This is a genomic window from Halalkalibacillus sediminis, assembly GCF_002844535.1.
Taxonomy (GTDB): domain Bacteria; phylum Bacillota; class Bacilli; order Bacillales; family Alkalibacillaceae; genus Halalkalibacillus_A; species Halalkalibacillus_A sediminis.
On the sequence record NZ_PJNH01000004.1, the window covers coordinates 302500 to 320577 of the forward strand.

General features: G+C 38.8%; 22 protein-coding genes. 13 read left to right on the forward strand and 9 right to left on the reverse strand.

Annotated features, from left to right (window positions below; all coding sequences use genetic code 11):
- Nucleotides 1–44 precede the first annotated feature (44 nt).
- The 3 genes from CEY16_RS14095 (at nucleotide 45) to CEY16_RS14105 (ending at nucleotide 3326) form a co-directional block, all read left to right on the forward strand.
- A complete protein-coding gene (locus CEY16_RS14095; RefSeq protein WP_101332683.1) occupies nucleotides 45–1358 on the forward strand; it encodes a Na+/H+ antiporter family protein in 1314 nt (437 codons plus the stop codon).
- 216 nt (nucleotides 1359–1574) lie between these two features.
- Entirely contained in the window at nucleotides 1575–2354 is a 780-nt protein-coding gene (pdaA, locus tag CEY16_RS14100) for a delta-lactam-biosynthetic de-N-acetylase (protein WP_101332684.1), read from the forward strand.
- Between the two features lie 102 nt (nucleotides 2355–2456).
- Entirely contained in the window at nucleotides 2457–3326 is an 870-nt protein-coding gene (locus CEY16_RS14105; RefSeq protein ID WP_101332685.1) for a DNA-3-methyladenine glycosylase family protein, read from the forward strand.
- Between the two features lie 150 nt (nucleotides 3327–3476).
- Here the strand turns inward: CEY16_RS14105 and CEY16_RS14110 are convergent, their stop codons facing one another.
- Genes CEY16_RS14110 through CEY16_RS14125 form a run of 4 tightly spaced genes read right to left on the reverse strand, consistent with a single transcriptional unit; the run spans nucleotide 3477 to nucleotide 5934 of the window.
- A complete protein-coding gene (locus CEY16_RS14110; protein ID WP_101332686.1) occupies nucleotides 3477–3734 on the reverse strand; it encodes a hypothetical protein in 258 nt (85 codons plus the stop codon).
- 53 nt (nucleotides 3735–3787) lie between these two features.
- Nucleotides 3788–5014 (reverse strand): hypothetical protein, encoded by a 1227-nt coding sequence (locus CEY16_RS14115; RefSeq protein WP_101332687.1) that lies wholly within the window; start codon nucleotides 5012–5014, stop codon nucleotides 3788–3790.
- Entirely contained in the window at nucleotides 5004–5510 is a 507-nt protein-coding gene (locus CEY16_RS14120) for a PulJ/GspJ family protein (RefSeq protein ID WP_101332688.1), read from the reverse strand. Before CEY16_RS14120 ends, CEY16_RS14115 begins: the two co-directional genes overlap by 11 nt.
- A complete protein-coding gene (locus CEY16_RS14125; RefSeq protein ID WP_101332689.1) occupies nucleotides 5500–5934 on the reverse strand; it encodes a type IV pilus modification PilV family protein in 435 nt (144 codons plus the stop codon). The genes CEY16_RS14120 and CEY16_RS14125 overlap by 11 nt, the downstream gene beginning before the upstream one ends.
- 133 nt (nucleotides 5935–6067) lie before the next feature.
- Here CEY16_RS14125 and CEY16_RS14130 point away from each other — a divergent pair, with 133 nt between their 5' ends.
- From CEY16_RS14130 to pilO, 7 genes are all read left to right on the forward strand, one after another.
- Nucleotides 6068–7726 (forward strand): GspE/PulE family protein, encoded by a 1659-nt coding sequence (locus CEY16_RS14130; protein ID WP_101332690.1) that lies wholly within the window; start codon nucleotides 6068–6070, stop codon nucleotides 7724–7726.
- Between the two features lie 33 nt (nucleotides 7727–7759).
- Complete coding sequence (locus CEY16_RS14135; RefSeq protein ID WP_101332691.1) at nucleotides 7760–8968, forward strand: type II secretion system F family protein; 1209 nt, start codon at nucleotides 7760–7762, stop codon at nucleotides 8966–8968.
- Between the two features lie 12 nt (nucleotides 8969–8980).
- A complete protein-coding gene (locus CEY16_RS14140; RefSeq protein ID WP_101332692.1) occupies nucleotides 8981–9379 on the forward strand; it encodes a prepilin-type N-terminal cleavage/methylation domain-containing protein in 399 nt (132 codons plus the stop codon).
- Between the two features lie 67 nt (nucleotides 9380–9446).
- The gene (locus tag CEY16_RS14145; RefSeq protein ID WP_101332693.1) at nucleotides 9447–10208 is read left to right on the forward strand and encodes a prepilin peptidase; all 762 of its coding nucleotides are present in this window, start codon (nucleotides 9447–9449) and stop codon (nucleotides 10206–10208) included.
- A gap of 18 nt (nucleotides 10209–10226) precedes the next feature.
- The gene (gene pilM / locus CEY16_RS14150; RefSeq protein ID WP_101332694.1) at nucleotides 10227–11189 is read left to right on the forward strand and encodes a type IV pilus biogenesis protein PilM; all 963 of its coding nucleotides are present in this window, start codon (nucleotides 10227–10229) and stop codon (nucleotides 11187–11189) included.
- A complete protein-coding gene (locus tag CEY16_RS14155) occupies nucleotides 11190–11732 on the forward strand; it encodes a PilN domain-containing protein (RefSeq protein WP_101332695.1) in 543 nt (180 codons plus the stop codon).
- A complete protein-coding gene (gene pilO, locus CEY16_RS14160) occupies nucleotides 11729–12271 on the forward strand; it encodes a type 4a pilus biogenesis protein PilO (RefSeq protein WP_101332696.1) in 543 nt (180 codons plus the stop codon). The genes CEY16_RS14155 and pilO overlap by 4 nt, the downstream gene beginning before the upstream one ends.
- A gap of 51 nt (nucleotides 12272–12322) precedes the next feature.
- Here the strand turns inward: pilO and CEY16_RS14165 are convergent, their stop codons facing one another.
- The 3 genes from CEY16_RS14165 to CEY16_RS14175 are packed head-to-tail and all read right to left on the reverse strand — an operon-like array spanning nucleotide 12323 to nucleotide 14195.
- Nucleotides 12323–13096: an ABC transporter permease gene (locus tag CEY16_RS14165; RefSeq protein WP_101332697.1), complete on the reverse strand. Its 774-nt coding sequence runs from the start codon at nucleotides 13094–13096 to the stop codon at nucleotides 12323–12325.
- A complete protein-coding gene (locus tag CEY16_RS14170) occupies nucleotides 13096–14004 on the reverse strand; it encodes an ABC transporter ATP-binding protein (protein ID WP_101332698.1) in 909 nt (302 codons plus the stop codon). The genes CEY16_RS14165 and CEY16_RS14170 overlap by 1 nt, the downstream gene beginning before the upstream one ends.
- Before the next feature lie 2 nt (nucleotides 14005–14006).
- Entirely contained in the window at nucleotides 14007–14195 is a 189-nt protein-coding gene (locus CEY16_RS14175) for a PLDc N-terminal domain-containing protein (RefSeq protein WP_101332699.1), read from the reverse strand.
- A 317-nt stretch (nucleotides 14196–14512) separates the two neighbouring features.
- On the opposite strand from CEY16_RS14175, the gene CEY16_RS14180 reads away from it, so the two are divergent.
- Nucleotides 14513–14890 (forward strand): hypothetical protein, encoded by a 378-nt coding sequence (locus CEY16_RS14180; RefSeq protein ID WP_101332700.1) that lies wholly within the window; start codon nucleotides 14513–14515, stop codon nucleotides 14888–14890.
- Between the two features lie 197 nt (nucleotides 14891–15087).
- Here CEY16_RS14180 and CEY16_RS14185 read toward each other — a convergent pair whose 3' ends face one another.
- Together CEY16_RS14185 and CEY16_RS14190 are read right to left on the reverse strand one after the other, a co-directional pair.
- Nucleotides 15088–15639 (reverse strand): GNAT family N-acetyltransferase, encoded by a 552-nt coding sequence (locus CEY16_RS14185; RefSeq protein WP_101332701.1) that lies wholly within the window; start codon nucleotides 15637–15639, stop codon nucleotides 15088–15090.
- Between the two features lie 219 nt (nucleotides 15640–15858).
- Nucleotides 15859–16770, reverse strand: a complete 912-nt coding sequence (locus CEY16_RS14190; RefSeq protein ID WP_101332702.1) for a TIGR01777 family oxidoreductase — start codon at nucleotides 16768–16770, stop codon at nucleotides 15859–15861.
- A 59-nt stretch (nucleotides 16771–16829) separates the two neighbouring features.
- Here CEY16_RS14190 and recX point away from each other — a divergent pair, with 59 nt between their 5' ends.
- Both recX and CEY16_RS14200 read left to right on the forward strand, forming a co-directional pair.
- Nucleotides 16830–17645 (forward strand): recombination regulator RecX, encoded by an 816-nt coding sequence (recX, locus tag CEY16_RS14195; protein ID WP_101332703.1) that lies wholly within the window; start codon nucleotides 16830–16832, stop codon nucleotides 17643–17645.
- A 163-nt stretch (nucleotides 17646–17808) separates the two neighbouring features.
- Nucleotides 17809–18078 (forward strand): hypothetical protein, encoded by a 270-nt coding sequence (locus tag CEY16_RS14200; protein WP_143484634.1) that lies wholly within the window; start codon nucleotides 17809–17811, stop codon nucleotides 18076–18078.

An 18078-nucleotide genomic window follows, 5' to 3' on the forward strand; every position in this document is an offset into this window, starting at 1 on the left:
AAAGTATTAATGAATTACTTAGGTAAAAAGAGAGGGAGAGAAAGATGGCATCAGTTGCTATAATAGCTGTATTATTGATGGTTACATTGAGCTTACTACGGGTCAATGTGTTATTAGCGATCATCATTTCTGCAATGAGCGCCGGCTTGATGTCGGGCTTGTCATTTGTAGATACAGTTGAATTATTCATAGAGAATGTTGGTGGGGCAGGAGAGACGGCCTTCAGTTATATATTACTTGGTGGTTTTGCAGTAGCCATTGGTATGACAGGTATTACAAAGGGCATCGTACAGTTTCTAAGAAAAGCAGTAAAAGGCCGCCGAGTATGGATGTTAGTGATCATCGCTTTGATCGCTTCACTATCTCAGAATGCGATACCTGTACATATTGCATTCATTCCAATATTAATTCCGCCGTTAATTGCTGTATTCGATAAAATGCAATTGGATCGACGTGGGGTTGCAACTGCGTTGACATTCGGACTGAAAGCTCCATATGTCATGCTTCCGTTAGGATTTGGTTTGATTTTCCAAGGAATTATTCAAGAAGAGATGGCTAATAACGGCTTGGAAATCCCCTTGTCTGAAGTGACATTGGCAATGCTGATTCCTGGTTCAGGGATGATCGTAGGACTGATTATTGCAATTACAATCACTTATCGTAAAAAACGCGATTACAGTAAGGAAGAGCCGAAAGGTCAACCTTCTAACATTGAAGAAGTCGATGATGAACCGTTTGTGTTCGAACGTCATCATTTCATGACACTCATCGCGATCGTCGCGGCATTAGTAGTGCAGATCATTACTGAACAAATGGTGCTAGGAGCTTTAACCGGACTTGTTCTGATGTTCGTGCTAGTCGCTGTACCTCTAAAAAGAGGGGAAGAAGTCATGTCCAACGGTATAACAATGATGGGGATGATTGCATTCATCATGCTAGCTGCTTCAGGCTTCGGTGCCGTCCTTCAAGAAACAGGCTCAGTTGATGCACTAGTCGATGCATCTTCGGGGATGCTTGAAGGTCAGAAAGTATTGATCTCGTTAATTTTATTGTTAGTCGGTTTAGTGATTACGATGGGTATCGGGACCTCGTTCGGTACAATTCCGATTTTGGCAGTACTTTACGTTCCAATTGCAACAGCAGCAGGATTCTCTCCGATTGCCATTGCAGTATTGATTGGAACTGCTGGAGCGTTAGGTGACGCAGGCTCACCTGCTTCAGATAGTACACTTGGTCCAACAGCAGGGCTGAATGTGGATGGAAAGCACAATCATATTTGGGATACTTGTGTTCCAACTTTCTTACACTTTAATATTCCATTATTCTTATTCGGTTGGATCGCATCAATCATTTTATAAAATAATGAACGCAGCTTCGCTAACGTTAGCGAGGCTGTTTTTTATTATACTTTAAGGCTGTTTAACTTTGTTAAGGATTAAAGTATGTGAAAATCTAAGGCTTTCGTCATTAGGACTTGGCGAGAAGCCAAGTTTTTCTCATGGAAGACGTTTCCATTGACAGTTTGAATGAAATCCTCCTTTTAACAAAATATAAAAGAAGGAGGATGATCTTTTATGAAAAAAAATATAGTATTAACATTGATATTTGTACTGTTATGTTCTTATAGTGCATCAGCTGTCTCCAATGATTCACTTGGTTATGGCTATAAGAAAAAATTTAACGAATCACCACCAGACTTAGGTTTTTATGCACCACTGATAGAAAAATACAATGGAATTTACATGGGTGATCCTAATGAGAAAAAGATTTATATCACATTTGATAATGGATATGAACAAGGTTATACGAGTACGATCCTTGATGTTCTAAAGGAGAAAAAGGTACCAGCAACATTTTTTCTAACGGGCCACTATGTAGATGCTGAAGTGGATTTGGTCAAGCGGATGGTTGACGAAGGTCATCTGATCGGAAATCACTCAGATGGTCACCTGGATTACACTAGATCTTCAGATGAAAAAGTGAAAGAAGATTTGCGATCGCTAGATGAGAAGGTTAAGAAGACGACGGGTCAAGATATGAGCATGTTCTTCAGACCTGCTAAAGGCGTATTCAGCGAACGCACATTGAAACTCACGGATGAGCTAGGTTACGTAAATGTATTTTGGACGGTTGCATTAGTCGATTGGTATAAGGATCAACAAAAAGGCGCAGAACATGCGCAAAATGAGGTCCTTCGTCAGGTGCATCCTGGCGCAATTGTGCTCTTACACGCTGTATCAGAGGACAACTCTTCAGCTCTATCAAACCTGATCGATGAGCTTCGAAAACGCGGATATGAATTTGGTTCATTAGAAGAATTAATGTGGGAAAGACTTTTACCTGAGGGAATATAAGTTTCAGCGTGAATTGATAGCCATAGCCAAACCCTTTTTGCTAAACTGAAAAGAGTGAACATAAACTGAGTAGAGAAGCGGCTTCAAAAGGGAGAGGAAACTATGTGGAAAGAATATTATCATGCACAAGGGATGTATGATTTTGACTATACTTTGTATCGAATGGATATGGATCCATTAATTCGAGTAAATGAAAAAGAACGTTGGGTCGACGTACCTGTACGTTTAGGAGAAGATGCAAAATGTGTCGTACGAGTAAAGGCGGAAGGCACGACTGAAAAACCAGTTTTCTCCGTCATGTCTGATTACGATGATCAGCAAGATATCATTTTTGAGCATATTCGCAACCTATTTCAATGGGATCGTGACCTAGAAGAAGTGGATAAATTTTTCCAAGGAACAGATTTGGCACTATTATTTTTCACTTATCCCGGAACTCCAATCGTAAGGGACTTTCATTTGTATGATTCGTTAATGAAAGTGATCATTCATCAGCAGTTGAACATGAAGTTCGCATTTACACTGTCAACTCGATTTGCCCAAACTTTCGGTGAAGAGGTAGATGGGTCATGGTTTTATCCCACACCTGAACAGACTGCGAAGCTTGATTATGAAGACTTGAGAGAGCTACAGTTCAGCCAGCGGAAAGCAGAATATGTCATTGATACTTCAAGAAAAATCGTCGATGGTGAGCTCGATCTTTACGAGTTATCCAAAAAAACCGACAGTGAAATCATGAAAGAGTTGACGAAATTCAGAGGAATAGGTCCATGGACCGTGCAAAATTGGATGCTGTTCGCTTTAGGAAGGGAAGATCTCATGCCTGGGGCTGATATCGGAATCCAAAATGCACTCAAGAAATTGTGGAAATTAGATAAAAAAGCGACTAAAGCAGAAGTTGAAGCAGCAGCTGAACTCTGGACCCCATTCAATAGCTACGCAGCACTCACGCTGTGGAGGAGTATAGAGTAAGAAAAAGGAACAGGTACTTGCCTAACGGGCAAAACATTAAGTGGCAATTAACTAGAAATCATACCAAAAAAGGACTTAGAATATTTTTCTAAGTCCTTTTAGTATGTAAATTGCTTATTAGACTAACACTAGTCGTTTGTTTAAAAGAACTTATTTTCTATGTTCTAATCCAAACAATTTAGATCTGATATCAGTCATTTCTGTATCAATGTACCTCACAAACAACGTAAAAATACTACCTAAAACAACAAATGAAAAACCGGAACTTCCCAGAGTCCATGCTAAAACTGTACGTTGTATAAACGCTCTTTCCCCAGAAGAAGGTATTTGATAAATAATTATTCCAATCACAATTAAAATAACTCCAAAAGACAATATTATATTACAGCCTTTCTTAATTTTCTCCACAGAAATCAATCCCTTATATTTTTCCTCAACAAATCTGCCAGTTACTTTAAATATTAATATTGTCCATCCACTAGGTCAGCACTAGGATCAGATCCCCCACCAGAGGAAGGGATTTCTACACCTTCACAAGCGGGAAATTCAGGATATTGTGCTTCAGTGATATAAGTAACGTTGCTGTGGTTAGGATTTATTGTTGTATTGTCGTTATGTTCAATTAATGTTAAATCTCCACCTACATAAAGATTCACACCGTTCAAGAAATCATCAACACTTTCAGAAATATGAATAGTCAAATCGCCACCTGTCCTCACGTAAGTGTTTTTAAGTTCTAATCCTTGTTTAAAAACAGCGTCTTCTCCGATTAAGGCAGGGTTACTTTCAAATCTTGCGAAACCATCTGAAATCATGTACATCTTTACAGAAAATTCACCTCGGTAGTCAATGCCTCCTTTGAATCTCGAACTACCACAAGATAGATATTGACTATTCGGATTGTTTTGGCTCGTTAACTTTGCATTAATGAATGCATTTCCGTTGATTTGAAGGTTAGTTTTATTATTGATGCCTACCCCTTGGAATACTCCTGTGCCATTGATGGTTAGTGAAGACTTATCATTACCTTCAATTACAAGGTCACCGTTCGAATAGAAATCACCGGTTGTCATGTCACATTTATCAACTGTACCACCTTGATCTAAATAGTAAGATCCATTCTCGTCAGTCGGACAATCTTTTTTACTCCAATCTTGTTGTTCATCAAAGGTATGGTCAGGATTCTCTGGTGGGTCAGGAAATGTTTCACTCACTTCGTCCCATTCGTCTGATGAACCTACGCTCCCATCGCCAAGGTCGAGCGAAAGAGTAATATTCAATTCTTCAGTGAAATCTCCATCATGACCAGCCACCGTATATAAAATACGAATGGAATCCCCGTTATCTTCTGAGGAGATGTCTCCAATCAGCTCAAAGGTGCGATCTTCATGATTTTCATCTACAGTTACTGATGAGATTTTATTTTCGACAAACTGCTGCATATTAGATAAATCCTGAGGATGGTCATAATCATTTTCCTTCACATATATTAAAATGTTGTGATGGATGTATCGAGCACCCATCTCCGCCAAATGAGTCGAGCGATAATTAGACTCGATGATTTGATTTTGTTTTGCGGAAGAAAGGATACTATTCATCATGACTGTTGTAAAAATCATAATAAGTGCAATAGTCATTAAAACGACAACTAATGCTGCTCCTTGTTGGTTGTGTACTCTATTCCTCATCGTTTTCACTACTTCCTGCAGGTGTCAACCTTGATATACTCGTCCTGAATTCATCATCAGGAAAACGACTTTCAGTAGGGTGGTCATACTCCAATTCAACGTCAATTCTTCTGTTATCAGGTTCGGTTAAGTCTATGGAAAAAGTATCACCGACATTTAAATTCACTGAATCGATCGTTAAATTGTATACGAATGGTTTACCGTCAAATGTATATTGGCCAGTAGTCCCGTCATTTTTTGTCACTTCAAAAATATAGTTTGAATCATTTATCCGCGTAACTTGATATTGATTCGAAGTTTGATGGATATTAGTCAATCGGACAATGAGTTGGTTAGTTTGTTGTTGGGAAGTGGTTCTAAGCTCAGATTGTTTATAATTTTCGATAGCTGTCGTCGTCACAGAAAAGACGAGTGAACCAACTATGAACATGATGACAAGTGTGGCGAGAACTTCGACGAGGGTGATACCATTTTGACGAAGGAATTTATTCATCATTATTCGCCACCCCCACGTAATCATAAGTTTTCGAGACCATTTTGTTATCTGAATCGTAAACTTTTACAGTCGATAATATTAAATCTGTTTCAGGTTCATTTTCGAAAGTGATTTCAAGGGAATATTCAGGGTCTTTTTGAAAATACCCTTGTGAATTGACTGAGGGTATAGTTGGAACACCATTTTGATTGAAATTATTATATGTACCAGGGTTTAGGCTAAATTCCTCGATATCCCTAACATCTTCTAAAGCTAATCTAGCTAGGTTTGTCGCTCGAGAGGCATCTTTATTTGTATTATGCATTCCCGCAGATTGGACGAACACAGAAAAGAAGCCAATGAGAACAATTGACAAGATGACAATCGCTCCTAGCACTTCAATTAACGTAATACCTTTTTCTGTTCTTTTTAAGAATCGCGACATTTTAAGACAACCCTCGATTTTTTTGTAGGTTATTAGTATAATGAAAAAAGACTTAATATTTCGGAAATCTATAAATCTATCTTATCATGAAATCGACAGGAACTGCCATTCATTCACCGAAAGGAAGTATTCAATGGCTAAACAGACAAAGTTGCGGTTAGGTGAACTTCTTGTCCAAGAAGAGCTGATCACAAACGAACAGCTAGAAGACGCTCTAGAAAATAAGAGTCCTAAGCAAAAACTTGGTGACCGATTGATTCAATCGGGGTACATAACAGAGCTCCAGCTTGTCGAAGTCTTGCAACAACAGTTGGATATACCTCAAGTACGCTTGTACAATTACCCTTTTGATCATTCCATTCTTAACTTGGTTCCTAAGAACTACGCCCGCGAGAACCTAGTCATTCCACTAAAAAGAGAGAAAAATAAATTGCACATTGCTCTAGCTGATCCGTTAGATTATTTTGTCATAAACGACTTGCGTTTATCGACAGGGTTTGCTATAGAACCGGTCATCGCGACGAAGGATGAAATTAAGCAGAGCATTCTGAAGTTATATGAACGTGAAGATTTTACTGAGGAATTCGAGGATCAATACCAAGAAGACCATGTACAAGATTTGACGATTGAGGAAGAAGCCTCTCCTGTCGTCAAATTGATGAACCAGATGATCCATCAGGCAGTTGTGGAAAAGGCAAGTGATATCCACGTAGATCCGCAAGAGGACCGTGTTGTTATCAGATTCAGAGTCGATGGAACTTTGAAGACGGATCAATCACTAGCTAAATCCGTTCAATCTTCTTTGACAACCCGAATTAAAATCATGGCTGGTCTAGATATTACTGAACAACGTGTACCACAAGACGGACGTATCAAACGCAAGGTTGAAGGTCGTGACATTGACCTGCGTGTGAGTACACTCCCAACGATTTTTGGTGAAAAAATCGTCATCCGTGTGCTTGATATCATGTCGGTTTCTAACCATTTAGAAGAGTTAGGGTTCGAAGAGAAAAATCTAAATTCTTTTATAAAAATGATTGAGCAACCATACGGGATTGTGCTGCTGACCGGTCCGACTGGTTCTGGTAAGACATCAACCATGTATGCTGCCCTCACTCGTTTAAATAAAGAAGAAACAAATATTATTACGGTTGAAGATCCTGTGGAGTATCAGTTAGATGGTGTAAACCAGATCCAGGTCAATTCTAAAGTGGGCTTAACTTTTGCTTCAGGACTGAGATCGATTCTGCGTCAAGATCCAGACATCATCATGGTCGGTGAGATTCGTGACAATGATACGGCCAATATGGCGGTCCGAGCTTCAATTACGGGTCACCTTGTATTGAGTACACTTCATACCAATGATTCAATTGGTGCCATAAGCCGTCTATTGAACATGGATGTCGAAATGTTTCTCGTAGGTTCATCGTTAAACGGAATTGTGGCACAGCGCCTAGTTAGACGAATTTGTCGAGACTGCGCAATAGAAATGGAACCTACCGTCAGGGAGCAAGAAATTTTCAATAAATATCATATGGATACACCTAAAATTATGAGGGGTCGCGGTTGTCCGACATGTAATATGACAGGTTACCGTGGTAGAACGGCTATTCATGAAGTTCTATATATTGACGATAATATAAGAGAAGCGGTTTTAAACAATAAATCTTCAGTAGAAATTGAAAAAATAGCTGTCGAAAAAGGGTTCACCTATCTCTTTGAAGACGGCCTGCGAAAAGTTCAACAAGGAATTACAACAACTGAGGAAATTTTCAGAGTTGCTGCTGAATAGGTTTGATTTAAAGGGAGAGGGGGTAAATAAGTAATGGCTTCCTTCAAATATGTGGCAGCAAATTACTCCGGTAGTACTATAAAAGGGAAAATGGAAGCTTTCAATGAAGATCAAGCACGAAAAATGCTGAAAGACGATGGTTTGAAAGTTGAAACCTTGCATCGAGTAGAAGAGTCTATTTGGAATAAGGATCTACATATTGGCAACCCGGTGAAGAACCAAGACCTCGTCGCCTTCCTGCAGCAATTCGGAGCCTTACTTCGTGCGGGCCTGACTGTGGTTGAATCGTTGAGTATATTGAGAGAACAAACTAGTAATAAAGAACTGACTAAAGCTCTTTATTATATTGAAATCGATATGCGACAAGGTACATCCTTGGCTAAAGCTATGGGAAAACATTCGAGGATTTTCCCTACGATTCTAATCAATATGGTTCACAGCGGAGAAGCGAGTGGAACGCTTGATGAAACCCTGGTCAGCCTCGGAACGTATTATAATAAACAGCACAAGACGAAACAAAAAGTGAAATCTGCATTAGCATATCCGATTACTGTAGTGATCGTTGCGATATTTGTCGTCATCTTTTTGATGCTTTATGTGGTGCCACAATTCGTGGATATGTTCGCTCAATTTGATGCTGAACTTCCTATGATTACAAAGTTTGTTCTAGCAGTAAGTAACATTATTACGAATTATTGGTTACTATTGCTATTGATTACCCTTGGAATTATATTGGGCGTCGTTATGATTTACCAAAAGGAACAAGCAAGAGTTAAATTTGATGAGTGGGCTTTGAAAGTTCCGATCTTTGGTAAATTGGTTCAAAAATCGAACCTAGCAAAAATGACACGATCACTGAGTTCATTACTCTATAACTCTGTGCCTATCATTCAGGCAATTCAACTAACAGAGGAAACGATTAAAAATCGTGTCATCAAACATAAATTGATAGAATCAAGACAAGCTCTTAGAAAAGGGAATTCCATGGTTTCACCGATGAAAGGTCACTGGGCTTTCCCATATCTGGTTACCCAGATGATTTCTGTCGGAGAACGAACGGGTTCACTCGAAGAAATGCTTGATCAAGTCGCAAGCTTTTACGAAGACGATGTAGAAACGACGACTGATCAATTAAAATCATTAATAGAACCATTACTCATTATCACTTTATCTATCATCGTCGGAACAATCGTATTAGCAATAATCGTTCCGATGTTTGAAATATTTAATCAAGTAAATTAGGGGGAGAAATTTATGTTGGGACAAGTACGAAGACTTTTTAAAAATCAGAAAGGTGTCACGTTGGTTGAGTTGTTGGCAGTTATTATCATTTTAGGAATTATCGCGTTGATTGCTGTACCGGCGATTGCGAGTGTTATTGACGATTCACGTGTGGATAGTATTAATGCTAGTGCCATCAACTACATCAATGCTGCCGAATTGTATAAGGTGACTAACGACGGAAGTTTACCTAGCAGTGAAACAGATTTGGCGGATTACATCAATGAAAAAGATGGAATTTCATTTTCAGGTGTTACTTTCGATGAAAATACTGATGGAGAAATAACAATCTCAGGTACAGGAACATACAGTGGCGGCGGGCCAAGTGTAACCTATAGTAACGAAACTGTTAGTGACATCAGTGACAGGTAGTAGAGTAGTATTTTTAAAAGCGCGGCCATGCCGCGCTTTCTTTTCAATTCTAAATTAACTCCAAGGAATGATGGTTTTGGTTTTTATTTATGCTTATATTGCAGTCCTTGGACTGATTATGGGTTCTTTTTATAATGTGGTAGGATTGAGGGTTCCAAATGGTGAATCCATTGTCAGGCCTCCATCACATTGCCCGAATTGTAATAGACGTTTAGGAATCAGAGAGTTGATTCCCGTTTTATCTTATATCTTCCAACGGGGAAAGTGTCGAAGTTGCTATACAAAGATATCACCCATCTATCCATTTTTCGAAGCCCTCACAGCAGCTTTGTTTGTTTTCACATTTCATTACATAGGTTTCGATTTTGAGGTATTAGTTGCATGGGCGTTGTGTAGCTTACTAGTTATCATAACGATATCTGATTTGCATTATCAGATTATCCCAGATAAAGTCTTGTTATTTTTCGGTGGATTAATGATTGCTCTTAGGTTTTGGTTGCCTACAGAGCCCTGGTATGATGCTTTTTTTGGTGCAGCAATGGGGTTCGGGTTGCTTCTACTCATAGCGGTTGTCAGTCGTGGGGGCATGGGTGGAGGAGACATCAAGTTATTTGCGGTGTTGGGCTTGGCTCTAGGAATATCTAATACATTATTGACTCTTTTTCTAGCTGCTGTCCTTGGAACTATCGTTGGCTTGATGTTAGTTCCATTCCATAAGGTGAAGAGGGGTGTTCCTTTTGCTTTCGGGCCTTTTATCGCAGTTGGCGCACTCATCAGTTATTTTTATGGAGAAACAATTCTTGATTGGTACGTGACTACTTTTTTCTAACAATAGGGGAAATTAATTATGAAAAAAAATAGCGTCGTAAATCTAGAGATCAGAGATTACGTCATCCGTTTTTCAGAAATCAAAAAGAATAATCCGAAGAAAGTTGAACGTCTTGGGGAACATTTTCTTCCTGCAGGTATTGTAGTGAGTGGTTTGATTGAGAAGCGGGATGAGTTCCAGAAGATTCTTCGTGCTTGTGTGAAAAAATGGCGCTTGAAACGTAAGAAAGTGCAACTGACGATGCCAGATTCACTGGTTATTGTCCGGAAGCAGAAAATACCTGCGGAAGTTCCTACTAATGAGATTCAACAGTATATTAAGTTTTCTCTAGGGGAGTCAATCCATTTGCCTTTTGATCAGCCAATTGTAGAAACTATTCTTCTTAAGGATGATGATGAGGGTAAAGAGATAAGTTTGATCTCTACGGACAAGGAAGTTGTCTTTGATTATGAGTCTATTTTGGCTGAAGAAAAATTGAAACTGGTAGCAGTAGATATTTCTTCACTGAATTATTACCGTGTAATCAACGACTTGAATCTGGTGAGTGAGGAAGATCATGTTTTCATGATTCAATATAACGTTAATAACGTAATATTTAGTGCATTTGAAAAGCACGAGCCATTATTCCTACAAGAATTTCCGCTAGAAGGTTCTGATGAATCGATCAGTTATGGTCCTTCACTTACCAAGGATGATTTATCACGCAGTCTAGTATTTGAAGAATTAGACGAAATCCGGACAGAAATTGAAAGAGTAGAACGATTCTATCAGTATTCCATGAACGAGGGAAAACAGAAATTCACAAAAATTGTCGTTGTGGGGGACCATCCGTACTTGGATGAAATCATCGAAAAACTGCGCGAAGACTATGAAACTACACTTATTGATTTTGAAGATAAACACGTACAGGGGCCGAAGGGTATGCAAGTCGAGGAAAAATATTTTAATGTGCTTGGACTAGCGATGAGGGAAGGTTATTAAATGGCTACGAATATCAATCTACTTCCCAAACGTGAAAAGAAGAACCGTGCCCCCTTTATAACTTTTTCGGCTTTATTCATTGTAACGTTATTACTAATCGGTCTATTTATTTTTTGGTATTGGAATTTACAACATGAGGCAGAATTATTGGACAACCGTCTCCAACAAGAGCAACGCACGAATGCGGTGCTTGAAAGTGAAATGGAGGGCGATTCGGAATACCAAGATTCTGTTCGGTTGGAAGAGATAACGGCTGGTCTACAGCAGTCCATCCAACCAGTGACTCCACTAATGGATGAACTTTTCCTTACTTTACCGAACTCCGGAACAATCAATTCGGTGCAATATGATCTGAACCAGATGACATTCACTGCAACTACTAATACTAGTGAACAGGCGGTCGTCTTTTATCAGGAACTTGCTGAATCTGACCTGTTTGCGGATGTGATGATTCACACAATAACTTTTGACGAGGAAAATGATGAGTATACAACGAATTATACGATTCTATTAACTTCTGAGTCCGGGGAGGTGGGATCGTGACTTTGAATAAAAAACATAAAATCATTTTAACGTTATGGCTGTTTATCCTAGCAATAGCAAGCGCAGTAGTTTACTATTTCATCATCTTAGATCAAGAAAAAGTAATTGCTCAGAAAGAAGAGAGTATTACTTTCGAAGAGCGGAAAAGCGACGCTCTAAAAGATCGTTTAGAGAATGAAGAGTTCGAAGCAATCCCTGTGGATGGACTCAGAGCTCAACTTCCTGAATCGCTCAAGGAAGATGAACTGGTTAGGATGCTGGATCAAACAGCTTCAAGTACGAGCACAATTATTCAGAACTATACTTTTGAAGAGGAAATCGAACAGCAACAATCTTCCGAAGATGAACCAGATGAATTTGCCGAACTTGAACAATTTTCATTGCAAATTAGTGGTGTAACTAATAGCATGCGTGGTTTTGAACGGTTCTTGAATGAGATTGAAGGATTCGACAGAATTGTCTCAGTCGAGAATATGCAGTTTCAAAATGGGGAAGAGGAAGTGACGTATCAAATCACATTAAAAGTCTTCTCTGAATAAAAGAAGGTCCATTCGTAGTAGCTACGAGTGGACCCTTTTTTTTCTGAATAATTATTCCATTGCTTTATTTTTCAATGTACCGATTGCTGCGATCAACAGCACGACAGCGAGACCAATCGCAATCAAAGTGCTCCACCAAATCTCTGTCTCCATTTGTCCCGAAAACAAATACGCTCCGATATAGTCGGAAATCAGCATTGGACTCCACGTGGCCATATGCTTATATATATTCGTTACGACATTCAGGACGATAATCACGAAGATCGATACAAAAGCAACTAAACCTTGTGACTTGAAGATTGTGTTGAAGAACATGACGATAGCTAGGAGCAGTAAAATATAGGCTAAGTAAAACAATACACTAACCAATGTTTCTACTAAACCAAGATCACCGAACAGTACATTGACATAGTACCAGGCTGCTACAACTCCCAAAACAATCGAAATACTCACTAGAAGAAACATCGATGCGAATTTAGCCGTTATGTAGTTCGAATAGTGAACAGGTTTCGATAAGATCAATTCATAAACTCCACTTTTAATTTCAGATGAGATAAGCCCCATGGAAATGACTACGATGATTAAAACACCAATTAATCCAATTTCCCCATAACTCATCATTAGTGCTTCCGGTGGCGATGGCATCGGAATATCAATAACCGCACCATCTGGCATTCCGCCTACTGACTCCATAATTCTAGGAAGATAATAGGTGGTAATAGGGTCCATGATAGCAAAAATGATAAACACAATCGGTACCCAGACCCATTTGAAATTTCTCCAGTTTTCTAATAGTTCTTTTTTAAATATAACCATCCATTGCATTATTCCTGCACCGCCTTCATAAAGACATCCTCAAGCGTCGAACGAGCAACCTCGAATTTATTAAGTTTCCAGTTTTCTTTATGAACCATCTCGATAATTTGTTTTCTTGCAAGATCTAGATCATGTACGGAAAGTTCAAAGTGATGGTCTTCACGTGTCACTTGGAAAATTGTTTCAACTTCCTTCAATCGTTCCTCGATGAATTTAGGTTCGTCAGAGAAACTCAACAAAATTGTTACCGTGTCTTGCACGGCATCAATGTCTTCGATTGCACCATGCTTGACGATTTTTCCATGATTGAGCATCAAGATTTCTTCACTGACTTCTTCAGCGTCGTTCAATATGTGAGTAGAAAATAGAATCGTCGCATCTTTTTTCAGTTCACGCATCAAGTTCAGGACTTCGCGACGGCCGATAGGATCCAAAGAGGAGACTGGTTCGTCCAGCATGATCAGCTTTGGCGAATGAATCAAGGCTTGTGCAATCCCTAGACGTTGTTTCATCCCTCCAGAATATTTGCCGATCCGTTGATCTTTCGCATCTGATAAATGGACGAGCGTTAAAAGTTCATCTGCTCTTTTTTGTGCATCGCCTTTACTTAGATGGGAAAGCTCCCCGACATAAACTAGAAACTCTTTGCCTGTCATCCAGTTATGGAATACGGGAAATTGCGGTAGGTAGCCGACATATTTTCTAAAATCGCTTGGAAGTGAATCTTCGTTAAACGTGATCGATCCATCCGTCGGTTTGATGAATCCAGCAAGCATTCGTAGTGTCGTAGTTTTACCTGCTCCATTAGGTCCCAGCAATGCGACACATTTACCTTGATTAAGAGAGAAGCTGATGTCATCAACTGCTTTCTTGTCTTTATAAGCTTTTATCAAATGATTGACTGATACTAAAGACATAGTTAATTTCTCCTTCCGAAAATGAAGTAAATGATGGGTCCAATCACATTTATTAATAGAATGATAAGTGCCCATACCCACTTTGGCCCGTTGACTGAATCGCTTTTTATTAGGTTGACTAAGGCTACAATTGCTAAAACCAATTGCAAAATGACGACCGGAATCAATAGTTGCAACATCGTACTATCCATCTTTGTTTCCCCCTCATACTAGTATCTCTACTTATTATAACGTATTAATCGTGCAAATGGTTTCTATGTAAATATATTGTAATTATACAGTTCTTTTAGTATAGTTAAAAAGACACATTTCATTTACATAATTAAAAGTGACGACAAATTACAATTCTCTTCCTTCACTGAATAGCTAGTAGAATTATTCACATAAATTTACATATTAAAACCGATCAATGTTCACAGCACTCTAATATCAGAAATAGTGTTTGAAGATGACCTTACAATCAACATAAATAAAAATGTGCAATGTTAGAACAAAAGGGGATGCTTCAATGTTTTCAACTATATTGTTACTACATCATAATGAAATCGAAAATCGAATCATTATTGATTTATTAAGTGGGATTTTTGATTACCCTCACAGTTTTATAAAAGGTGGAGACCAAAGTCCTAGCGAAGTGCGTTATTACGACCTTTCTTTTGGTTTTGTAGCTATGCTGTATCCAGATGAGCTGAGAAGGAAAGTCGATGAAACGATGGATAAGCTTGAAATAGCAAAAATTCCAGCGGTCATCGTTGAAGCGAAATCTGAGGAGGATCTACTGGACAAGGTCATGGTAAAAATGAAGCAATTAAAGAGGATATCTGTCTCTGAAGAAATCACTCTACGTGAGCAGTTAAGGCAACAGATGTTTACACAGAGTTATTAACAATACTCAAATTGATATGCCTTTATTAACAGCACTTATACACATTATCCACAACGGACATGCATCATTCATGTGTACAAGTACAGCTTGAAATAAGGCGACAGGTCAATCCCACGAAATCTTATTAACAATATTGTGGATAACACTAAGTTATAAAAAAGCGAGTGCAAAATCTCTATTGCACTCGTTGTTCTCATTTATGCTTCTAATTCATCCATAGCTGCAAACTGCTTTTCGTGCATGTAGAAAATGAATGCATCTTTGTATATAGCGAACAAATGATATCTTTTTTCTCCTAGGTTGATTTTCTCGTGAACATGAGGAAAAATGTCATTTGCTTCGGTTGCATAGGATAGTTTACTCATAGCTTTCATCGAACGGATGTTATCCAAGTTAACTTTCAAGAAAACAACCTCGATCGATTGCTCTTCGAATAGTTCCCATAAAAATTGTTCTTTAGCGTATTGGTTATAACCTTTGCCAAAGTAAGGTCTGCCTAACCAAGTAGCAAGGAACCCTTTCTGTTCTTCTACATCATAAAGTGTGATTGCACCGATGGGTTGCTCCCAGTCATCTGTAATCGTGCGAGAGATCAGTTCACCTTTTTCTTCTTGTTGCATCATTTTGCTTAAGAAAAAGTAGTATTCTTCCATCGTATCCGCTTTCTCACGCACATAGGGTTTGACTGCTTCATCATCTAACAATGGGAATAACGTTGGTACATCATGCAAATCTCTTTTTTTCAACATAAAAAACACCCTCCTGTGGCGAGGGTGTCGCTTACGTGGTATGTAGGCGGCTGGGATACGACGATCACCCTCGAATTTTTATCAATTGCTCACAAAAATCCGGGGTGGGAATCGAACCCACTAGAACCGCTTCTATACAAGCGGTGGCGCACCATTTGCCTTCCCAATCTTTCTAGCTAAGAGAATCATACAACATTTTATTTCGTTTGAATATAGTTTTTAATCACTTTTTTTATAAATATTTTGTAAAGCTGAACGTAGCGATGGATATTGGAAACCATAGCCATGATCTTCGAGTTTTTTCGGGTAGACATATTGCCCTTTTAGAAGTAAATCACTCATCTCCCCGAGCACTCCTTTAATCGCTAAAGAAGGCGCTGGAATCCAGTGTGGTCGATTCAGCACATCGCTCAATGTGTCTCCAAAATCTTTGTTACGTTTTGGATTGGGTGCTGTGATATTGACCGGGCCTTCGATGTCTTCATTTCGAATGGCATAATCAATCATATGCACGACATCATCAATGTGGACCCATGACATCCATTGTTCGCCATTTCCAAGAGGACCGCCAGCCATCATTTTATAAGGGAGAGCGATTTTCGGTAAAGCTCCGTAATTTCCGTCTAAAATAAGGCCGAACCGCGTTTTAACCGTTCGAATTCCTAATTCCCTCGCTTCATCCGCTTCTTTTTCCCATAGTGAACAGACTTCAGCAAGAAAGTCATTGCCAGGAATGATCGTCTTTTCAGTAAAAGAGATTTCTTGAGAATTTCCGTAGTAGCCAACTGCGGAAGCATTGATGAACACACTAGGCTTCTTTTCAAGTGATCCCATAATACGCACAAACTCACGAGTCGCGTTGATTCTACTATCGAGAATGCGCTTTTTTCTTTCTTCCGTCCATCTTCCGTTCAAGGACTCTCCAGCAAGATTGATGCCGACATCCACATGATCCACAACCATCTCCGGATGACTTTGAGGGGTCAGCCATTCGACATACTTTACTTGTTCAGTATTTTCGTGCTTGTTGGGATTGCGAGTAAGAATGTAAATCTCATCTCCTTGTTGCTTGAAATGTTTGACGAGCTTTCCACCAACGAAACCTGTACCGCCACTAATTGCTATTTTCAATGGAATTTCCCCCTTTTTATGTACTATACTTATCCTAACAATAGTAAGGAGCCCTTCATATGATAATCAGTCGAATTACCAAACAGAAAAAGAACCAAAACCGATACAATATTTTTGTGAAAAAGAATAATGAAGAAGCATTTGCAAGTGGTGTTCATGAGGATATTTTAATCAGGTTCGCTCTTAGAAAAGGTATGGAGTTGAATGATGAAGAACTTCAATCGATCCAACAACAGGATGCAATCTATAAGTACTATACCCTAACTTTGAATTTTTTAAGCTACCGAATGCGTGCGAAATCTGAAATTATAACTTATTTGCAAGATAAAGAGGCAGAGGAAGAAGAAATCGCCCACGTATTGAAAAAGTTAGAGGACGAGAAGCTCATTGATGACGAAGCATTTGCGGAAGCTTACACCCGTACTAAAATGAACACTTCCTCTAAAGGACCGAATGTCATACGTCGGGAGTTGATGGAGAAGAAGATTCCTCAAAACTATATCGACGAGGCATTAGCGGGATATAGCAAAGAAATCGAAGTGGAGAAGCTGACTTCTTTATTGGAAAAAAAGATGAGCTCGAATAATAGGAAATCTTTTAATCAACAGCTGAATCAAGCCAAACAGTCGATGCTACAGAAAGGATTCAATATGGATTCAATCCAACTGGCGATTGAAGAAATTTCGATTGAAAAAGACGAAGATGAAGAGATGGAAGCAGTGCGTTTCCAAGGGGAGAAAGCTTGGAGAAAACATGAAAGAAAGCATGAAGGCTTTCAACTCAAACAACACGTGAAAGCATCACTTTTTCAAAAAGGATTCCCAGGGGACCTGATCCAACAGTTTATAGAAGAGAAAGAAGAAGAAGAGGTATAAAAACTAGTAGTTCAGTTTTGGGTGTATGCCCTTAATTGAACTGCTTTTTTATGATAGAAAACAAGTCAATTAGTATTTTATGGTAAAATTATATACGGATCACTTATAGTTAAAGGTGAATGTATGACGTTACTTAAAAGGTCAATCAGTATTATCACATAGAATGGAGGGGATTAAAATTTTAGCGTATGTGTATTTATTTATCATCATTGTAGTTATTGTATTTATTCTTTTTCGTATGTTGAGTAAGAAGAAAATATCCTCTAATGAAGATACATCTTATGACAACGAAATAATCAACTATACACCGTATGACAGTATTACAATGGGAACCAAAGCTGATGTTCATAGAAATACCCCAATAGAAGACACCAAGCATCATACAGAATACGAGGAAAATACAGAATCATATAAAGAGGGTGAACATAATTAA